The 13,618-nt window shown below is 74.1% G+C and carries 15 protein-coding genes and 1 tRNA gene; 13 read left to right on the forward strand and 3 right to left on the reverse strand.

The window, feature by feature from the left end:
* Positions 1-2 precede the first annotated feature (2 nt).
* Both alc and AB0398_RS11005 read left to right on the forward strand, forming a co-directional pair.
* On the forward strand, positions 3-1,121 hold the full coding sequence (gene alc, locus AB0398_RS11000) for an allantoicase (protein WP_366373813.1): 1,119 nt from the start codon (positions 3-5) through the stop codon (positions 1,119-1,121).
* 247 nt (positions 1,122-1,368) lie between these two features.
* A tRNA-Trp gene (locus tag AB0398_RS11005) sits at positions 1,369-1,444 on the forward strand.
* Between the two features lie 98 nt (positions 1,445-1,542).
* On the opposite strand, the gene AB0398_RS11010 is transcribed toward AB0398_RS11005, so the two are convergent.
* Positions 1,543-2,283, reverse strand: coding sequence for an SDR family oxidoreductase (locus AB0398_RS11010; protein WP_366373815.1), 741 nt, complete (start codon positions 2,281-2,283; stop codon positions 1,543-1,545).
* Between the two features lie 198 nt (positions 2,284-2,481).
* Here AB0398_RS11010 and AB0398_RS11015 point away from each other — a divergent pair, with 198 nt between their 5' ends.
* From AB0398_RS11015 to AB0398_RS11025, 3 genes are all read left to right on the forward strand, one after another.
* Positions 2,482-3,090, forward strand: coding sequence for a dihydrofolate reductase family protein (locus AB0398_RS11015; protein ID WP_366373816.1), 609 nt, complete (start codon positions 2,482-2,484; stop codon positions 3,088-3,090).
* A 107-nt stretch (positions 3,091-3,197) separates the two neighbouring features.
* Entirely contained in the window at positions 3,198-4,193 is a 996-nt protein-coding gene (locus AB0398_RS11020; protein WP_366373818.1) for a DMT family transporter, read from the forward strand.
* An 11-nt stretch (positions 4,194-4,204) separates the two neighbouring features.
* Positions 4,205-4,570, forward strand: a complete 366-nt coding sequence (locus AB0398_RS11025) for a hypothetical protein (protein ID WP_366373820.1) — start codon at positions 4,205-4,207, stop codon at positions 4,568-4,570.
* Positions 4,571-4,659: 89 nt separating this feature from the next.
* Here the strand turns inward: AB0398_RS11025 and AB0398_RS11030 are convergent, their stop codons facing one another.
* Positions 4,660-4,881, reverse strand: coding sequence for a hypothetical protein (locus AB0398_RS11030; RefSeq protein WP_366373821.1), 222 nt, complete (start codon positions 4,879-4,881; stop codon positions 4,660-4,662).
* A 145-nt stretch (positions 4,882-5,026) separates the two neighbouring features.
* Here AB0398_RS11030 and AB0398_RS11035 point away from each other — a divergent pair, with 145 nt between their 5' ends.
* Genes AB0398_RS11035 through AB0398_RS11045 form a run of 3 tightly spaced genes read left to right on the forward strand, consistent with a single transcriptional unit; the run spans position 5,027 to position 7,353 of the window.
* On the forward strand, positions 5,027-6,238 hold the full coding sequence (locus tag AB0398_RS11035) for a histidine kinase (RefSeq protein ID WP_366373823.1): 1,212 nt from the start codon (positions 5,027-5,029) through the stop codon (positions 6,236-6,238).
* Positions 6,235-6,906, forward strand: a complete 672-nt coding sequence (locus tag AB0398_RS11040) for a response regulator transcription factor (RefSeq protein ID WP_366373825.1) — start codon at positions 6,235-6,237, stop codon at positions 6,904-6,906. The genes AB0398_RS11035 and AB0398_RS11040 overlap by 4 nt, the downstream gene beginning before the upstream one ends.
* Before the next feature lie 9 nt (positions 6,907-6,915).
* A complete protein-coding gene (locus tag AB0398_RS11045; protein ID WP_366373826.1) occupies positions 6,916-7,353 on the forward strand; it encodes a PaaI family thioesterase in 438 nt (145 codons plus the stop codon).
* A gap of 82 nt (positions 7,354-7,435) precedes the next feature.
* Here AB0398_RS11045 and AB0398_RS11050 read toward each other — a convergent pair whose 3' ends face one another.
* Positions 7,436-8,434, reverse strand: a complete 999-nt coding sequence (locus tag AB0398_RS11050) for a Gfo/Idh/MocA family oxidoreductase (protein ID WP_366373828.1) — start codon at positions 8,432-8,434, stop codon at positions 7,436-7,438.
* Between the two features lie 225 nt (positions 8,435-8,659).
* On the opposite strand from AB0398_RS11050, the gene AB0398_RS11055 reads away from it, so the two are divergent.
* The 5 genes from AB0398_RS11055 to AB0398_RS11075 all read left to right on the forward strand — a co-directional run bounded on the left by AB0398_RS11055 (position 8,660) and on the right by AB0398_RS11075 (position 13,593).
* Complete coding sequence (locus AB0398_RS11055) at positions 8,660-9,379, forward strand: GntR family transcriptional regulator (protein WP_366374502.1); 720 nt, start codon at positions 8,660-8,662, stop codon at positions 9,377-9,379.
* A 123-nt stretch (positions 9,380-9,502) separates the two neighbouring features.
* The gene (locus AB0398_RS11060; protein ID WP_366373830.1) at positions 9,503-10,522 is read left to right on the forward strand and encodes a sugar ABC transporter substrate-binding protein; all 1,020 of its coding nucleotides are present in this window, start codon (positions 9,503-9,505) and stop codon (positions 10,520-10,522) included.
* Positions 10,519-11,571, forward strand: a complete 1,053-nt coding sequence (locus AB0398_RS11065) for an ABC transporter permease (RefSeq protein ID WP_366373831.1) — start codon at positions 10,519-10,521, stop codon at positions 11,569-11,571. Before AB0398_RS11060 ends, AB0398_RS11065 begins: the two co-directional genes overlap by 4 nt.
* On the forward strand, positions 11,568-12,380 hold the full coding sequence (locus AB0398_RS11070) for an ATP-binding cassette domain-containing protein (RefSeq protein WP_366373833.1): 813 nt from the start codon (positions 11,568-11,570) through the stop codon (positions 12,378-12,380). The genes AB0398_RS11065 and AB0398_RS11070 overlap by 4 nt, the downstream gene beginning before the upstream one ends.
* A 37-nt stretch (positions 12,381-12,417) precedes the next feature.
* Positions 12,418-13,593 (forward strand): ROK family glucokinase, encoded by a 1,176-nt coding sequence (locus AB0398_RS11075; RefSeq protein WP_366373835.1) that lies wholly within the window; start codon positions 12,418-12,420, stop codon positions 13,591-13,593.
* The last annotated feature ends 25 nt before the right edge of the window (positions 13,594-13,618 follow it).

Below are 13,618 nucleotides of genomic sequence, written 5' to 3' on the forward strand. Positions count from 1 at the left end.
CCGTGAGCACCGGCATACCCTCCTTCACCGGCGACGCCAGCCCCTACGGCGGCGGCGACCCGTACGCCGACTACCGCACGGCCGACTTCCCCTTCACCCAGTACGCGGACCTCGCGGACCGGCGGCTCGGCGCGGGCGTGATCGCGGCCAACGACGAGTTCTTCGCGGAGCGCGAGAACCTGCTCAAGCCCGGTGCCGCCGAGTTCGACCCCGAGCACTTCGGCCACAAGGGCAAGATCATGGACGGCTGGGAGACCCGCCGTCGTCGCGGGATCTCCGCGCAGCAGCCGCACCCCACCGAGGACGACCACGACTGGGCCCTCGTACGGCTCGGCGCCCCCGGCGTGATCCGGGGCATCGTCCTCGACACCGCCCACTTCCGGGGCAACTACCCGCAGGCCGTCTCCGTCGAGGCCGCGTCCGTCACCGGCTCGCCCTCGCCCGAGGACCTCCTCGCCGACGACGTGAAGTGGACGGTGCTCGTCCCGCGCACCGCCGTCGGCGGCCACGCCGCCAACGGCTTCGCCGTCGACGTCGAGCAGCGCTTCACGCACCTGCGCGTCAATCAGCACCCCGACGGCGGCATCGCCCGCCTCCGGGTGTACGGCGAGGTCGCCCCCGACCCGGCCTGGCTCGGCGTCCTCGGCACCTTCGACCTGGCGGCCCTGGAGAACGGCGGCCGGGTGGAGGACGCCTCCGACCGCTTCTACTCCCCGGCCACCAACACCATCCAGCCGGGCCGCTCCCACAAGATGGACGACGGCTGGGAGACCCGCCGCCGCCGCGACAAGGGCAACGACTGGATCCGCTACGCCCTGGTCGCCGAGTCCGAGATCCGCGCCGTCGAGATCGACACCGCCTACCTCAAGGGCAACAGCGCGGGCTGGGCCGCCCTCTCCGTCGCGGCCGAGGGCTCGGAGGAGTGGACCGAGATCCTGCCCCGGACCCGCCTCCAGCCCGACACCAACCACCGCTTCGTCCTGGACGCCCCGGCGGTCGGCTCCCGCGTCCGGATCGACATCTACCCGGACGGCGGCATCTCCCGCCTCCGCCTCTTCGGCTCCCTCACGGAGGCCGGTACGGCGCGGCTGACCGCCCGCCACCAGGAACTGGGCGGCTGACCTGGGGGGCGCCTTGCCGACAAGGCGCCCCCCGGCCCCCCGCCCCCCGGCCGGGCGACCCGCCCGGCCCCCACGACCCGAGCGGGACACGACACCCCGCCCGGCCCCGAGGGCGCACCGGCCCGACAGCACCGGTGCGCCCTCGCACATTCCGCCGGACCTCCGGCCGGGGCGCCTCCCCCCGCCGTGCGCCTCGGAAAACGCGTGGCGGCCGACGCGCACCGGGTGTCATGCTCGGGACCACCGAAGGGGTGTAGCTCAGAGGCCAGAGCGCCGGTCTCCAAAACCGGATGCCGCAGGTTCGACTCCTGCCACCCCTGCCACTTCTCCCGGGTCCGCCCGGCATGTTCCCGCCGGCGGACCCGGACCGGATCCGCCGCGTCCTCGCCGCCGCCGGGTTCACCGGCGTCACCGCCCCGCCCTACGCCGCGTGCCCCCCGTCCACCGAGAACTCCGCCCCCGTCACGTACCGCCCCTCCGGGCCCGCCAGGAACGCCACCATCGACGCGACCTCGTCCGGGGTGCCGAAGCGGCCCAGGGCCGTGAGGGTCTTCTGGCCCTCCGCGAGCGGGCCGTCCGCCGGGTTCATGTCGGTGTCGACGGGGCCGGGGTGGACGAGGTTGGCCGTGATGCCCCGGCCGCCCAGTTCGCGGGCGAGCGCCTTGGTCAGGCCCGTCAGGGCGGTCTTGCTCATCGTGTAGAGGGTCCCGCCGGGGCCCGGGACCCGCCGGGTCATGCAGCTCCCGATCGTGACGATCCGGCCGCCGTCGGGCAGCCGGCCCGCCGCCGCCTGCGAGGCGAGGAAGACCGCCCGGACGTTCACCGCGAGGACCCGGTCCACGTCCGCGAGGGCCAGCGACTCCAGCGGGCCGAGGACCCCGACGCCCGCGTTGTTCACCAGGACGTCGAGCCGGCCCAGGGCGTCCGCCGCCCACGCGACCGCGCCCGCCGCGTCCCCGGGGTCCGCCGCGTCGGCCCGCAGCGGCAGCGCCTTCCGGCCCGCCGCCTCGATCCGCGCCGCGACCTCCGCGGCCCGCGCCTCGTCCCGTACGTAGGTGAAGGCCACGTCCGCGCCCTCCCGGGCGAGCCGTACCGCCGTCGCCGCGCCGATCCCCCTGCTGCCGCCCGTCACCAGGACCGCCGTGCCGTTCATCGTGGACATCCCGAACCTCCCTGAAAGCGTTAAGTGGTTGCGGGTTCAATGAAAGTCGGGGGAGCGGCCGAAGACCGGCGGCAATCGGACGTCGAGTCCGTCGGCCGCTCCCGCGGACCGACGCGTCCGGCACCGATGAGTTCCGCCCGGCGGCGCGGTCGGAGCTTTCGGAACACGATGGTCCGGAGAACAGAAAGGGCATCCGCCATGGCCACCCTCAGCCTCACCCAGTTCCTCACCCTCGACGGCGTCGTCCAGGCCCCCGGCGGCCCCGACGAGGACCGCAGCGACGGCTTCGAGCACGGCGGCTGGTCCGTGCCGTACGGCGACGAGGACTTCGGGCGCTTCATGGACGAGGTCTTCACCCGTCCGACCGCCTTCCTCCTCGGCCGCCGCACCTACGACATCTTCGCCGGCTACTGGCCGAAGCAGACCGACCCCGACAACCCGGTCGCGAGCAAGCTGAACGCCCTCCCCAAGTACGTCGCCAGCACCACCCTCACCGAGGCCGACTGGGCCGGCACCACCGTGCTCCGCGGCGACGTCGCCCAGGAGGTCGCCGGCCTCAAGGAGCGGCTCGACGGCGAGATCCAGATGCACGGCAGCGCCGGCCTCGCCCGCACCCTCCTCGACCACGACCTCATCGACACCCTCCACCTGCTCGTCTTCCCCGTCGTCCTGGGCACGGGGCGCCGCCTCTTCACCGAGGGCGTCCGCCCCACCGCCTTCCGGCCCGCCGGGTCGCACACCACCGGCGCGGGCGTCGCCGTCCACACGTACGAGCTCGAAGGGCGCCCCGCGTACGGCAGTTACTGAGCGCCGGTAGAAAGGTGTAGCCGCCACGGGCCGCTCCGGGTACGGTGATCCTCCGCGTGCGAGCCGCCGAAGTCTCCACCCCGTACGAGAGTGGGAGAAACGGCCCGATGTCGGCTCCGTCGTTCGCCGCACCCCTGCCGCTCGGCGCCCCGCGCCGGGCCTGGCTCACCGATCTGCCCGTCCTGTTCGTCGCCGTCTTCTGGGGCGCCAGCTACCTCGCGGCCAAGGGCATCACCACCACCCACACGGTCGTCGCGGTCCTCGTCCTGCGGTTCGCGGTGGTGCTGCCCGTCCTCGTCGCCGCCGGGTGGAACAGGCTCCGGGCCCTGACCGCCGCCCAGTGGCGCGGCGCCGGAACCCTCGGGCTGATCCTCGGCGGGATCTTCCTCCTGGAGACCTACGGCATCGTCCACACCTCCGCCACCAACGCGGGCCTGATCATCAGCCTCACCATGATCTTCACCCCGCTCGCCGAGGCCGCCGTCACCGGCGTGCGGCCGACGCGCGCCTTCCTCGCCGCCGCCGCGCTCTCCGTCACGGGCGTCGTCCTGCTCACCCAGGGCGGCGGCTTCACCGCCCCCTCGACCGGCGACCTGCTCATGCTGCTCGCTGCCCTCGCCCGTACCGTCCACGTCCTGGCCATGTCCCGGATCAAGGCGGTCCGCTCGGCCGACTCGCTCTCCCTCACCACCGTCCAGCTCGGCTCCGCCGTCGCCGTGTTCGCCGTCATCGCCGCCTTCCCCGGCACCGGCGCCTCCCCGTGGGCCACGGCCCTCGACTTCGGTCCGCGCGAGTGGGCCGGGCTGCTCTTCCTCTCCGTCTTCTGCACGCTCTTCGCCTTCTTCGTGCAGATGTGGGCCGTCCGCCGCACCTCCCCGTCCCGGGTCAGCCTCCTCCTCGGCACCGAACCCCTCTGGGCCGCCGCCGCGGGCATCGCCGTGGCGGGCGACCGCCCCGGAGCCCTCGGCCTCGCGGGCGCGCTCCTCGTCCTCGCAGGCACCACCTGGGGCCGCCGCGCCGCCGACGGGACCGACCGCTCTGACAGGACCGACCGACCCGACGGGACCGACCGCCCCGCCGGGGCCGGCGAGGGCGACCGGTAGGTTCTCCCTTCATGTCCTCGTCAACGCGTTCCCTCGTCCACGGCAACGAGTTCAGGGCCCGTGCCCGCCGCACCCAGGGCTGGGGGATCCTCCTGCTCGCCGCCGCCGGCCTGCTCTGGATCTGGTTCGCCGTCCTCCTCGTCACCCCGTACGAGCAGAGCGGCGGCGGCAGTCCCTGCCCCGCCCTCCTCACCAGCGAGTACGTCCACCACGACGACTGCGTCGAGGAGCGCGACTGGCCCGGCCTCGTCGCCCTCCTCGGCGGCTCCCTCCCCTTCGCCGTCGTCGGCGCCGCCCTCTACACCAGCGGCTCCGCCGCGCACCGGACGGCGGACTACCTCGCCGAGGTCACCCGCCTGGACTCCGCCGGCGCCTGAGCCCACCGCTCGGGGCCCGGCCGGCGCCGGAGTCCACCCCTCGGGGCCCAAGCCGGCGCCCACCCCTCGGGACGGCCAGGCTCCACCGCTCAGGACTTCGGCACCCGGTCCGACACGATCAGGACGACCCCGCCGAGCACCGCCATGACGATGTTGGCGAACAGCTCCCGCCCCTCCAGGAACCACACGTTCTCGGTCAGGAACCGGGTCAGGCCCATGAACCGGAACCAGCCGTCCGTCAGCTCGCGGACCACCCCGCACACACCGGCCAGGGCGATCAGGAACCCGACGGCCTCCAGGAATCTCTTCATGCCCCGATCATGACCGGGGCGGGGGAGCGGCCGCGTCCGACCCCGGTCCCCGTCCGCCGCTACCGAAGTACCGACCTCCGCGACTTCGGTAGCGACCCGGCCGCCGAACCCCTTCCGGGCGCCCCCGGCTGCGTACATTGCGGACATGACTCGCACGGACCGGCAGCGCTGGCTGCTCCCCTCCGACCTGGTCGAACCGGGCGGGAGCGGGGCGGCGCGGCCCCGCCGTACCGTCCGCGACTGGATCGTGGACACCTCGCTCTTCCTGCTCGCCGCCCTCGTCGGCCTCCTCGCGGCCGACGCCAGCGCGCAGTACACCAGCGAGCCCGTCACCCTCCTCGACCAGCTCGCCGGCGCCGCCGCCTGCTGCGCGCTCTGGCTGCGCCGCCGGTGGCCGGTCGGCCTCGCGGTCGGCCTCTCCCTGGCGAACGTCCTGGCCCCGGTCGCCGCCGGCGCCCTCCTCGCGAGCCTGTTCAGCGTCGCCGTGCGCCGTCCCTTCCGGGAGGTCGCCTGGATCTGCGCGCTCGCCGTCGCCACCTCCGTCGTCCAGGTCTTCCTCCGCCCCGACCCCACCACCAGCCGCACGCTCTCCCTCGTCCTGGGCTTCGTCCTCGTCCTGCTCGTCACCGCCTGGGGCATGCTCGTCCGCTCCCGGCGCCAGCTCGTCGAGGCCCTCAGGGAACGCGCCCGCCGCGCCGAGGCCGAGGCCGAACTGCGCGCCGCCCAGGCCCAGCGGCTCGCCCGCGAGGCCATCGCCCGCGAGATGCACGACGTCCTCGCCCACCGGCTCACCCTGCTCAGCGTCCACGCCGGAGCCCTGGAGTTCCGGCCCGACGCCCCGCCCGAGCAGGTCGCCCGCGCCGCCGGAGTCATCCGCGACAGCGCCCACGAGGCCCTCCAGGACCTCCGCGAGATCATCGGCGTGCTGCGCGCCCCCGACGAGGACGGCGAGGGCAACCGGCCCCAGCCCACCCTGGCCACCCTCGGCGCGCTGGTCGAGGAGTCCCGCGAGGCCGGCGCCGAGGTCGTCCTCGACACCACCGTCGACGACCCGGCCGCGGTCCCCGCCGCCACCGGCCGCACCGTCTACCGCATCGCGCAGGAGGGCCTCACCAACGCCCGCAAGCACGCCCCCGGCACCCCCGTCACCGTCACCGTCCGCGGCCGCCCCGGCGAGGGCCTCACCGTCGACGTCCGCAACCCGGCCCCCGCCGGACCCGTCCCGCACGTCCCCGGCTCCGGCCAGGGCCTCATCGGGCTCACCGAACGGGCCGCCCTCGCCGGCGGCCGCCTCGCCCACGGACCGGCCCCCGACGGCGGCTTCGCCCTGCGGGCCTGGCTACCGTGGCCCCCATGACCATCCGGCTGATCGTCGTCGACGACGACCCCCTCGTCCGCGCGGGCCTCGCCCTCATGCTCGGCGGGGACGACGACCTCGACATCGTCGGCGAGGGCTCCGACGGCCGGGACGTCCCCGGCCTCGTCGCCCGGCACGCCCCCGACGTCGTCCTCATGGACATCCGCATGCCCCACGTCGACGGCCTCACCGCCACCGAACTCCTGCGCGCCCGGCCCGGCGCGCCCGAGGTCGTCGTCCTCACCACCTTCCACGCCGACGAGCAGGTCCTGCGCGCCCTGCGGGCCGGAGCCGCCGGCTTCGTCCTCAAGGACACCCCGCCCGCCGAGATCGTCGCCGCGGTCCGCCGGGTCGCCGCCGGGGACCCCGTCCTCTCCCCTGCCGTCACCCGCCAGCTCATGAGCCACGTCGCGGGCCGGCCGGAGCAGCCCCGGCGCACCACGGCGGCCGACCGCCTCGCCGGACTCACCGACCGCGAGCGGGAGGTGGCCGTCGCCGTCGGCCACGGGCGCTCCAACGCGGAGATCGCCGCCGGGCTGTACATGAGCGTGCCGACCGTCAAGACGTACGTCTCCCGGATCCTGGCCAGGCTCGACCTCAACAACCGCGTCCAGATCGCCCTCCTCGTCCACGACGCGGGCCTCCTCGACGAGGAGGACGGCGCATAGGCCGACCCGGTGACCGACACCCACACCGACACGGGCGCCCACGGGCTGGAGTTCGCCCGGAAGGTCCTCGACGCCCAGCCGTTCAGCCGCCTCCTCGGCACCGAGGTCACCGCCTTCGGCGACGGCGGGGCCGTCCTCGAACCGGCGATCCGCGAGGAGCTGCGCCGGCAGAACGGCTTCGTGCACGGCGGAGTCCTCTCGTACGCCGCCGACAACGCGATCACCTTCGCCGCGGGCACGGTCCTCGGCCCGGCCGTCCTGACCGCCGGCTACACCATCGACTACGTCCGTCCCGCCGTCGGCGCCGTCCTGCGCGCCCGCGCCACCGTCCTCCACGCGAGCCGGCGTCAGGCGGTCGTCCGCTGCGAACTGCTGACCGCCGACGAGGGCGGTACGGAGACGCTGTGCGCGCTCGCCCAGGGCACGGTCCGCACGGCGAACGCCTGACGACACCCCTTGCGGGTCAGCCCGACGGGTCCACCCGCACCGGCGGGAGTAAGCCGGACGGATCCATCCGCACCGGCGGGGTTCAGCCCGACGGGTCCACCCGCACCGGCCGCCCCTCCCGCCGCGAGCGCTCGCACGCCTCCGCGATCCGCAGCGCCGCCAGGGCCTCCCGCCCGTCGCACGGATTGGGCGCCGCGCCGCGCACGAGCCGTACGAAGGCGTCGAGTTCCGCCTCGTACGCCGGGGCGAACCGCTCCAGGAAGCCGGGCCACGGCTTCTCCGGCGCGGACGGCCCCCGCGGCTCCACGGAGGTGAGCGGGGTGCGGTCGTCCAGGCCCACCCCGATCTGGCCCCGCTCGCCCGCCAGCTCCATCCGCACGTCGTACCCGGCGCCGTTGCACCGGGTCGCGGTCGCCGTCACCAGCGTGCCGTCGTCCAGGGTGAGCAGCGCGGCGGCCGAGGACACGTCCCCCGTCCCCCGGAACACCGACGGACCCGCGTCCGAGCCCGTCGCGTACACCTCGACGACCTCGCGCCCGGTCACCCAGCGCACCGCGTCGAAGTCGTGCACCAGACAGTCCCGGAAGAGCCCGCCGGAGAGCGGCAGGTACGCGGCGGGCGGCGGCTCCGGGTCGGAGGTCACCGCCCGTACGGTGTGCAGCCGGCCGAGCCGCCCCGACCGGACCGCCTCGCGGGCCGCCCGGTAGCCGGCGTCGAAGCGGCGCATGAATCCGAGCTGGAGCTCCGTGCCCGCCGCCGCCACCGCGTCCAGCGCGGCGAGCGTCCCCGGCACGTCCAGGGCGATCGGCTTCTCGCAGAAGGCCGGAAGGCCCGCCCCGGCGGCCCGGGCGATCAGCTCCGCGTGCGCCGCCGTCGCCGAGGCGATCACCACCGCGTCCGGGGAGCTCCCGAGCAGCGCGTCCACGTCCGGCGCCGCCTCCGCCCCGAGCGCCCGCGCGACCCCGGCCGCCCGTGCGGAATCCGCGTCCGCGACGACCAGGGACCCGACCTCCGGATGCCGGGCCAGCACCCCCGCGTGGAAGCTCCCGATCCGTCCCGTACCGATGAGTCCGATGCGCATGGCCCCACCGTGGGGGCGCCCGCACCCCCTGTCAAGGATTGTCAGGACAACAGGACGTCACGACTTGCCGTCATCGGGTTCCCGTCCTCCGTACCCCGGGACTACGCTCGCCCCGTGCCCCCGCAGTCCGGCTCAGCCCTTCCCCCGCGGTCCGGATCCGCCCCCACCCCGCGGTCCCGCGCCGCGCTCCCGCCGCGGTCCGGCCCGGCCCTCCCGCAGCTCGCGGTGGACCGCACCAGCCCGGTCCCGCTCTACTTCCAGCTGGCCCGCCAGCTGGAGAGCGCGGTGGAGGACGGCACGCTGGCCCCGGGCACCCTCCTCGGCAACGAGATCGACCTCGCCACCCGGCTCGGCCTCTCCCGGCCCACCGTCCGCCAGGCCCTCCGGACCCTCGTCGACAAGGGGCTCCTGGTCCGCCGCCGGGGCGTCGGCACCCAGGTCGTGCACACCGGCGTCCGGTGCCCGCCGGAGCTCGCCAGCCTCTACGACGACCTGGAGAGCGCCGGCCGGCACCCCGCCACCCGCGTCCTGGTCGACCGGCTCGAACCCGCCACCGGACCGGTCGCCGCCGCCCTCGGCGTACCCGAGGGGAGCGAGGTCCACCACCTGGAACGGCTCCGCACCGCGCACGGCGAACCCCTGGCCCACCTGCGCAACCACCTGCCCGCCGGGCTCCTGGAACCGGACACCGCGCTCCTGGAGGCCACCGGCCTCCACCGGCTGCTCCGCTCCGCCGCGATCACCCTGCACAGCGCGCGCCAGACCGTCGGCGCCCGCGCCGCGACCGCCGCCGAGGCCGCGCTGCTCGACGAGGAGGAGGGGGCGCCGCTGCTCACCATGGAGCGCGTCACCTACGACGACACGGGCCGGGCCGTCGACTACGGCTCCCACCTCTACCGGGCCGCCCGCCACTCCTTCGAGTTCCGCCTGATGGCCCGCCCGTGACCCGGGGCCCGTCCGGCGGATCGGGGCCGGGCGGGCCCCGCGGCGAGCCGCCCGGCCCGCATGACCGATACTGCAATGCACGCCTGCAATGCGCACAAAGGACACAAAGGAGGGCACGGCCTCGTGACCAGGCTTCGGACAGGAGGGGTACGCGCCGCGGTCGGCGCCGTGCTCGCACTCGCGCTGACGACGGCGCTCGCCGGGTGCAGCAGCACCGGCGGCAAGCGGGCGGAGGACGCCCGCAAGGCCGCGCAGGCCCAGGGCAGGGCGGCCGTCGACACCCCCCGCTGGACCTTCGCGATGGTGACGCACTCGGGCGACGGCGACACCTTCTGGGACATCGTCCAGAAGGGCGCCCAGCAGGCCGCCGTCAAGGACAACATCAACTTCCTCTACGCCCACAACGACGAGGCCCAGCAGCAGGCGCAGCTGGTCGACTCGTACATCGCCAAGGGCGTCGACGGGCTGATCGTCACCCTCGCCAAGCCCGACGCCATGAAGGCCGCCGTCGAGAAGGCCGTCAAGGCCGGCATCCCGGTGATCACCGTGAACTCCGGCGCCGAGCAGTCCAAGGCCTACGGCGCCCTCACCCACATCGGCCAGGACGAGACGGTCGCCGGCGAGGCCGTCGGCGAGGAGCTCGACAAGCGGGGCAGGAAGAAGGCGCTCTGCGTCCTGCACGAGCAGGGCAACGTCGGCCACGAGCAGCGCTGCGCCGGGGCGAAGAAGACCTTCGGCGGCGAACTCGTCAACCTCTACGTCGACGGCACCAACATGCCCGACGTGAAGGCCTCCATCGAGGCCAAGCTTCAGGCCGACAAGGACGTCGACGCCGTCGTCACCCTCGGCGCCCCCTTCGCCGACACCGCCGTCCAGGCCGCGAAGAGCGCCGGCAGCAAGGCCGAGATCGACACCTTCGACCTCAACGCCAAGGTCGCCACCGCCCTCAAGGCCGGCACCCTCGGCTTCGCCGTCGACCAGCAGCCCTACCTCCAGGGGTACGAGGCCGTCGACCTGCTCTGGCTGTACCGCTACAACGCCGACGTCCTCGGCGGCGGCAAGCCGGTCCTCACCGGCCCCCAGATCATCACCAAGGAGAACGCCGCCGACCTCGTCGCCTACGCGGATCGGGGCACCCGATGAGCTCCACCGCCCCGCCGTCCGGCATCGACCACGTCGACGAACGCCTGCTGCGCACGACCCCGCTGAAGAAGCTCCTCGCCCGCCCCGAGCTCGGCTCGGTCGTCGGCGCGGCCGCCGTCTTCGTCTTCTTCGCGGTCTTCGCCGACAGCTTCCTGCGCGCCTCCAGCCTCGGCACCGTCCTCTACGCGGCCTCCACCATCGGCATCATGGCCGTCCCCGTCGCGCTCCTGATGATCGGCGGCGAGTTCGACCTCTCCGCCGGCGTCATGGTCACCAGCTCCGCGCTCGTCTCCTCGATGTTCAGCTACCAGATGACGGCGAACGTCTGGGTCGGCGTCGGGGTCTCGCTGCTCGTCACCCTGGCGATCGGCGTCTTCAACGGCGTCATGCTGACCCGCACCAAGCTGCCCAGCTTCATCATCACGCTCGGCACCTTCCTCATGCTGACCGGTCTGAACCTCGGCCTCACCAAGCTGATCAGCGGCACCGTCTCCACCAAGACCATCGCCGACATGGAGGGCTTCCCCTCCGCCCGCAAGCTCTTCGCCTCGCAGCTCACCCTCGGCGGCGTCGAGCTCAAGGTCACCATCCTGTGGTGGTTCGGCCTGGTCGCGCTCGCCACCTGGATCTTGCTCCGCACCCGCTTCGGCAACTGGATCTTCGCGGTCGGCGGCGGCGCCGACGCGGCCCGCGCGGTCGGCGTCCCCGTCCACCGCACCAAGATCGGCCTCTACGCGGGCGTGGCCCTCTGCGCCTGGATCTCCGGCCAGCACCTGCTCTTCTCCTTCGACGTCGTCCAGTCGGGCGAGGGCGTCGGCAACGAGCTGATCTACATCATCGCGGCCGTCATCGGCGGCTGCCTGATCACCGGCGGGTACGGCTCGGCCATCGGCTCGGCGGTCGGCGCCCTCATCTTCGGCATGACCAGCAAGGGCATCGTGTACGCCGAGTGGAACCCGGACTGGTTCAAGTTCTTCCTGGGCGCGATGCTGCTGCTCGCGACCCTCCTGAACGCCTGGATCCGCAAGCGCGTGGAGGCCACCAAGTGACGACCGGCACCTCTGTGACGACCGCGACCGCGCCCCTCGTCGAGCTCGACGACGTCAGCAAGTACTACGGCAACATCCGCGCCCTCGAAGGGGTCTCCCTGGAGGTCCGCGCGGGCGAGATCACCTGCGTCCTCGGCGACAACGGCGCCGGCAAGTCCACCCTCATCAAGATTGTCGCCGGACTGCACCGGCACGACGCCGGAACCTTCCGCATCGAGGGCGAGGAGGTCACCCTGGCCAACCCGCGCGACGCCCTCGACCGGGGCATCGCCACCGTCTACCAGGACCTCGCCGTCGTCCCGCTCATGCCGGTCTGGCGGAACTTCTTCCTCGGCTCCGAGCCGACCAAGGGCAAGGGGCCGTTCAAGCGGCTCGACGCCGGCCTCATGCGCGACACCACCCGCGAGGCCCTGCTCCGCATGGGCATCGACCTGCGCGACGTCGACCAGCCCATCGGCACCCTCTCCGGCGGCGAGCGCCAGTGCGTGGCCATCGCCCGCGCCGTCCACTTCGGCGCCAAGGTCCTCGTCCTCGACGAGCCGACCGCCGCCCTCGGCGTCAAGCAGTCCGGGGTCGTCCTGAAGTACGTGGCCGCCGCCCGCGACCAGGGCCTCGGCGTGGTCCTCATCACCCACAACCCCCACCACGCCCACCTCGTCGGCGACCGCTTCGTCCTCCTCAAGCGGGGCGTCATGGCCGGCAGCCACACCAAGGACTCCGTCACCCTCGACGAGTTGACCCGGCAGATGGCCGGCGGCAGCGAGCTGGAGGACCTCCGCCACGAACTGGAACGCCCCTCCGCGACGTGACGGCCCCCGTGGGGCCCACCTGGCAGAATCGGAGCCGATGAGTACCTACCGTGACCTCGCCCACCGCGGCTCCGCCCGCGGCACCGTGCTGCGGACCGTGGGGACCCGGGAACGGCGCTCCCACCTGACGGCCCCCCGGGTGCCGACCGTCGGCATCGACATCGGCGGCACGAAGGTGATGGCCGGGGTCGTCGACGCCGACGGCAACATCCTGGAGAAGCTCCGCACGGAGACCCCGGACAAGTCCAAGAGCCCCAAGGTCGTCGAGGACACCATCGTCGAACTGGTCCTGGACCTCTCCGACCGGCACGACGTGCACGCCGTCGGCATCGGCGCGGCCGGCTGGGTCGACGCCGACCGGGCCCGGGTCCTCTTCGCCCCCCACCTGGCCTGGCGCAACGAGCCCCTGCGCGACGCCCTCCAGGGCCGCCTCGCCGTCCCCGTCATGGTCGACAACGACGCCAACACCGCCGCCTGGGCCGAGTGGCGCTTCGGCGCCGGACGCGGCGAGGACCACCTCGTCATGATCACCCTCGGCACCGGCATCGGCGGCGCCATCCTGGAGGACGGCCAGGTCAAGCGGGGCAAGTACGGCGTCGCCGGCGAGTTCGGCCACATGCAGGTCGTCCCCGGCGGCCACCGCTGCCCCTGCGGCAACCGCGGCTGCTGGGAGCAGTACAGCTCGGGCAACGCGCTGGTCCGCGAGGCCCGCGAGCTGGCCGCCGCCGACTCCCCGGTCGCGTACAACATCATCGAGCGGGTCAAGGGCCACGTCCCCGACATCACCGGCCCGCTCATCACCGAGCTAGCCCGCGAGGGCGACGCCATGTGCGTCGAGCTGTTCCAGGACATCGGCCAGTGGCTCGGCGTCGGCATCGCCAACCTCGCCGCCGCCCTCGACCCCTCCTGCTTCGTCATCGGCGGAGGCGTCTCCGCCGCCGACGACCTCCTCATCGGGCCCGCCCGGGACTCCTTCCGCCGCCACCTCACCGGCCGCGGCTACCGCCCCGAGGCCCGTCTCGTCCGCGCCCAGCTCGGCCCCGAGGCCGGGATGGTCGGCGCCGCCGACCTCGCCCGGCTCGTCGCCCGCCGCTTCCGCCGCGCCAACCGGCGCCGCGTCGAGCGGTACGAACGGTACGAGCGCTACGCCCAGGCCCTGCGCAGCGGGACCTCGGCCCGGGCCGCCCGCACCCCCGAGGACCCCCCGTCGTGATCCCGACCGCCCCGCCCCCGCCCCG

This window comes from Streptomyces sp. NPDC086147 (assembly GCF_040702165.1).
GTDB lineage: Bacteria > Actinomycetota > Actinomycetes > Streptomycetales > Streptomycetaceae > Streptomyces.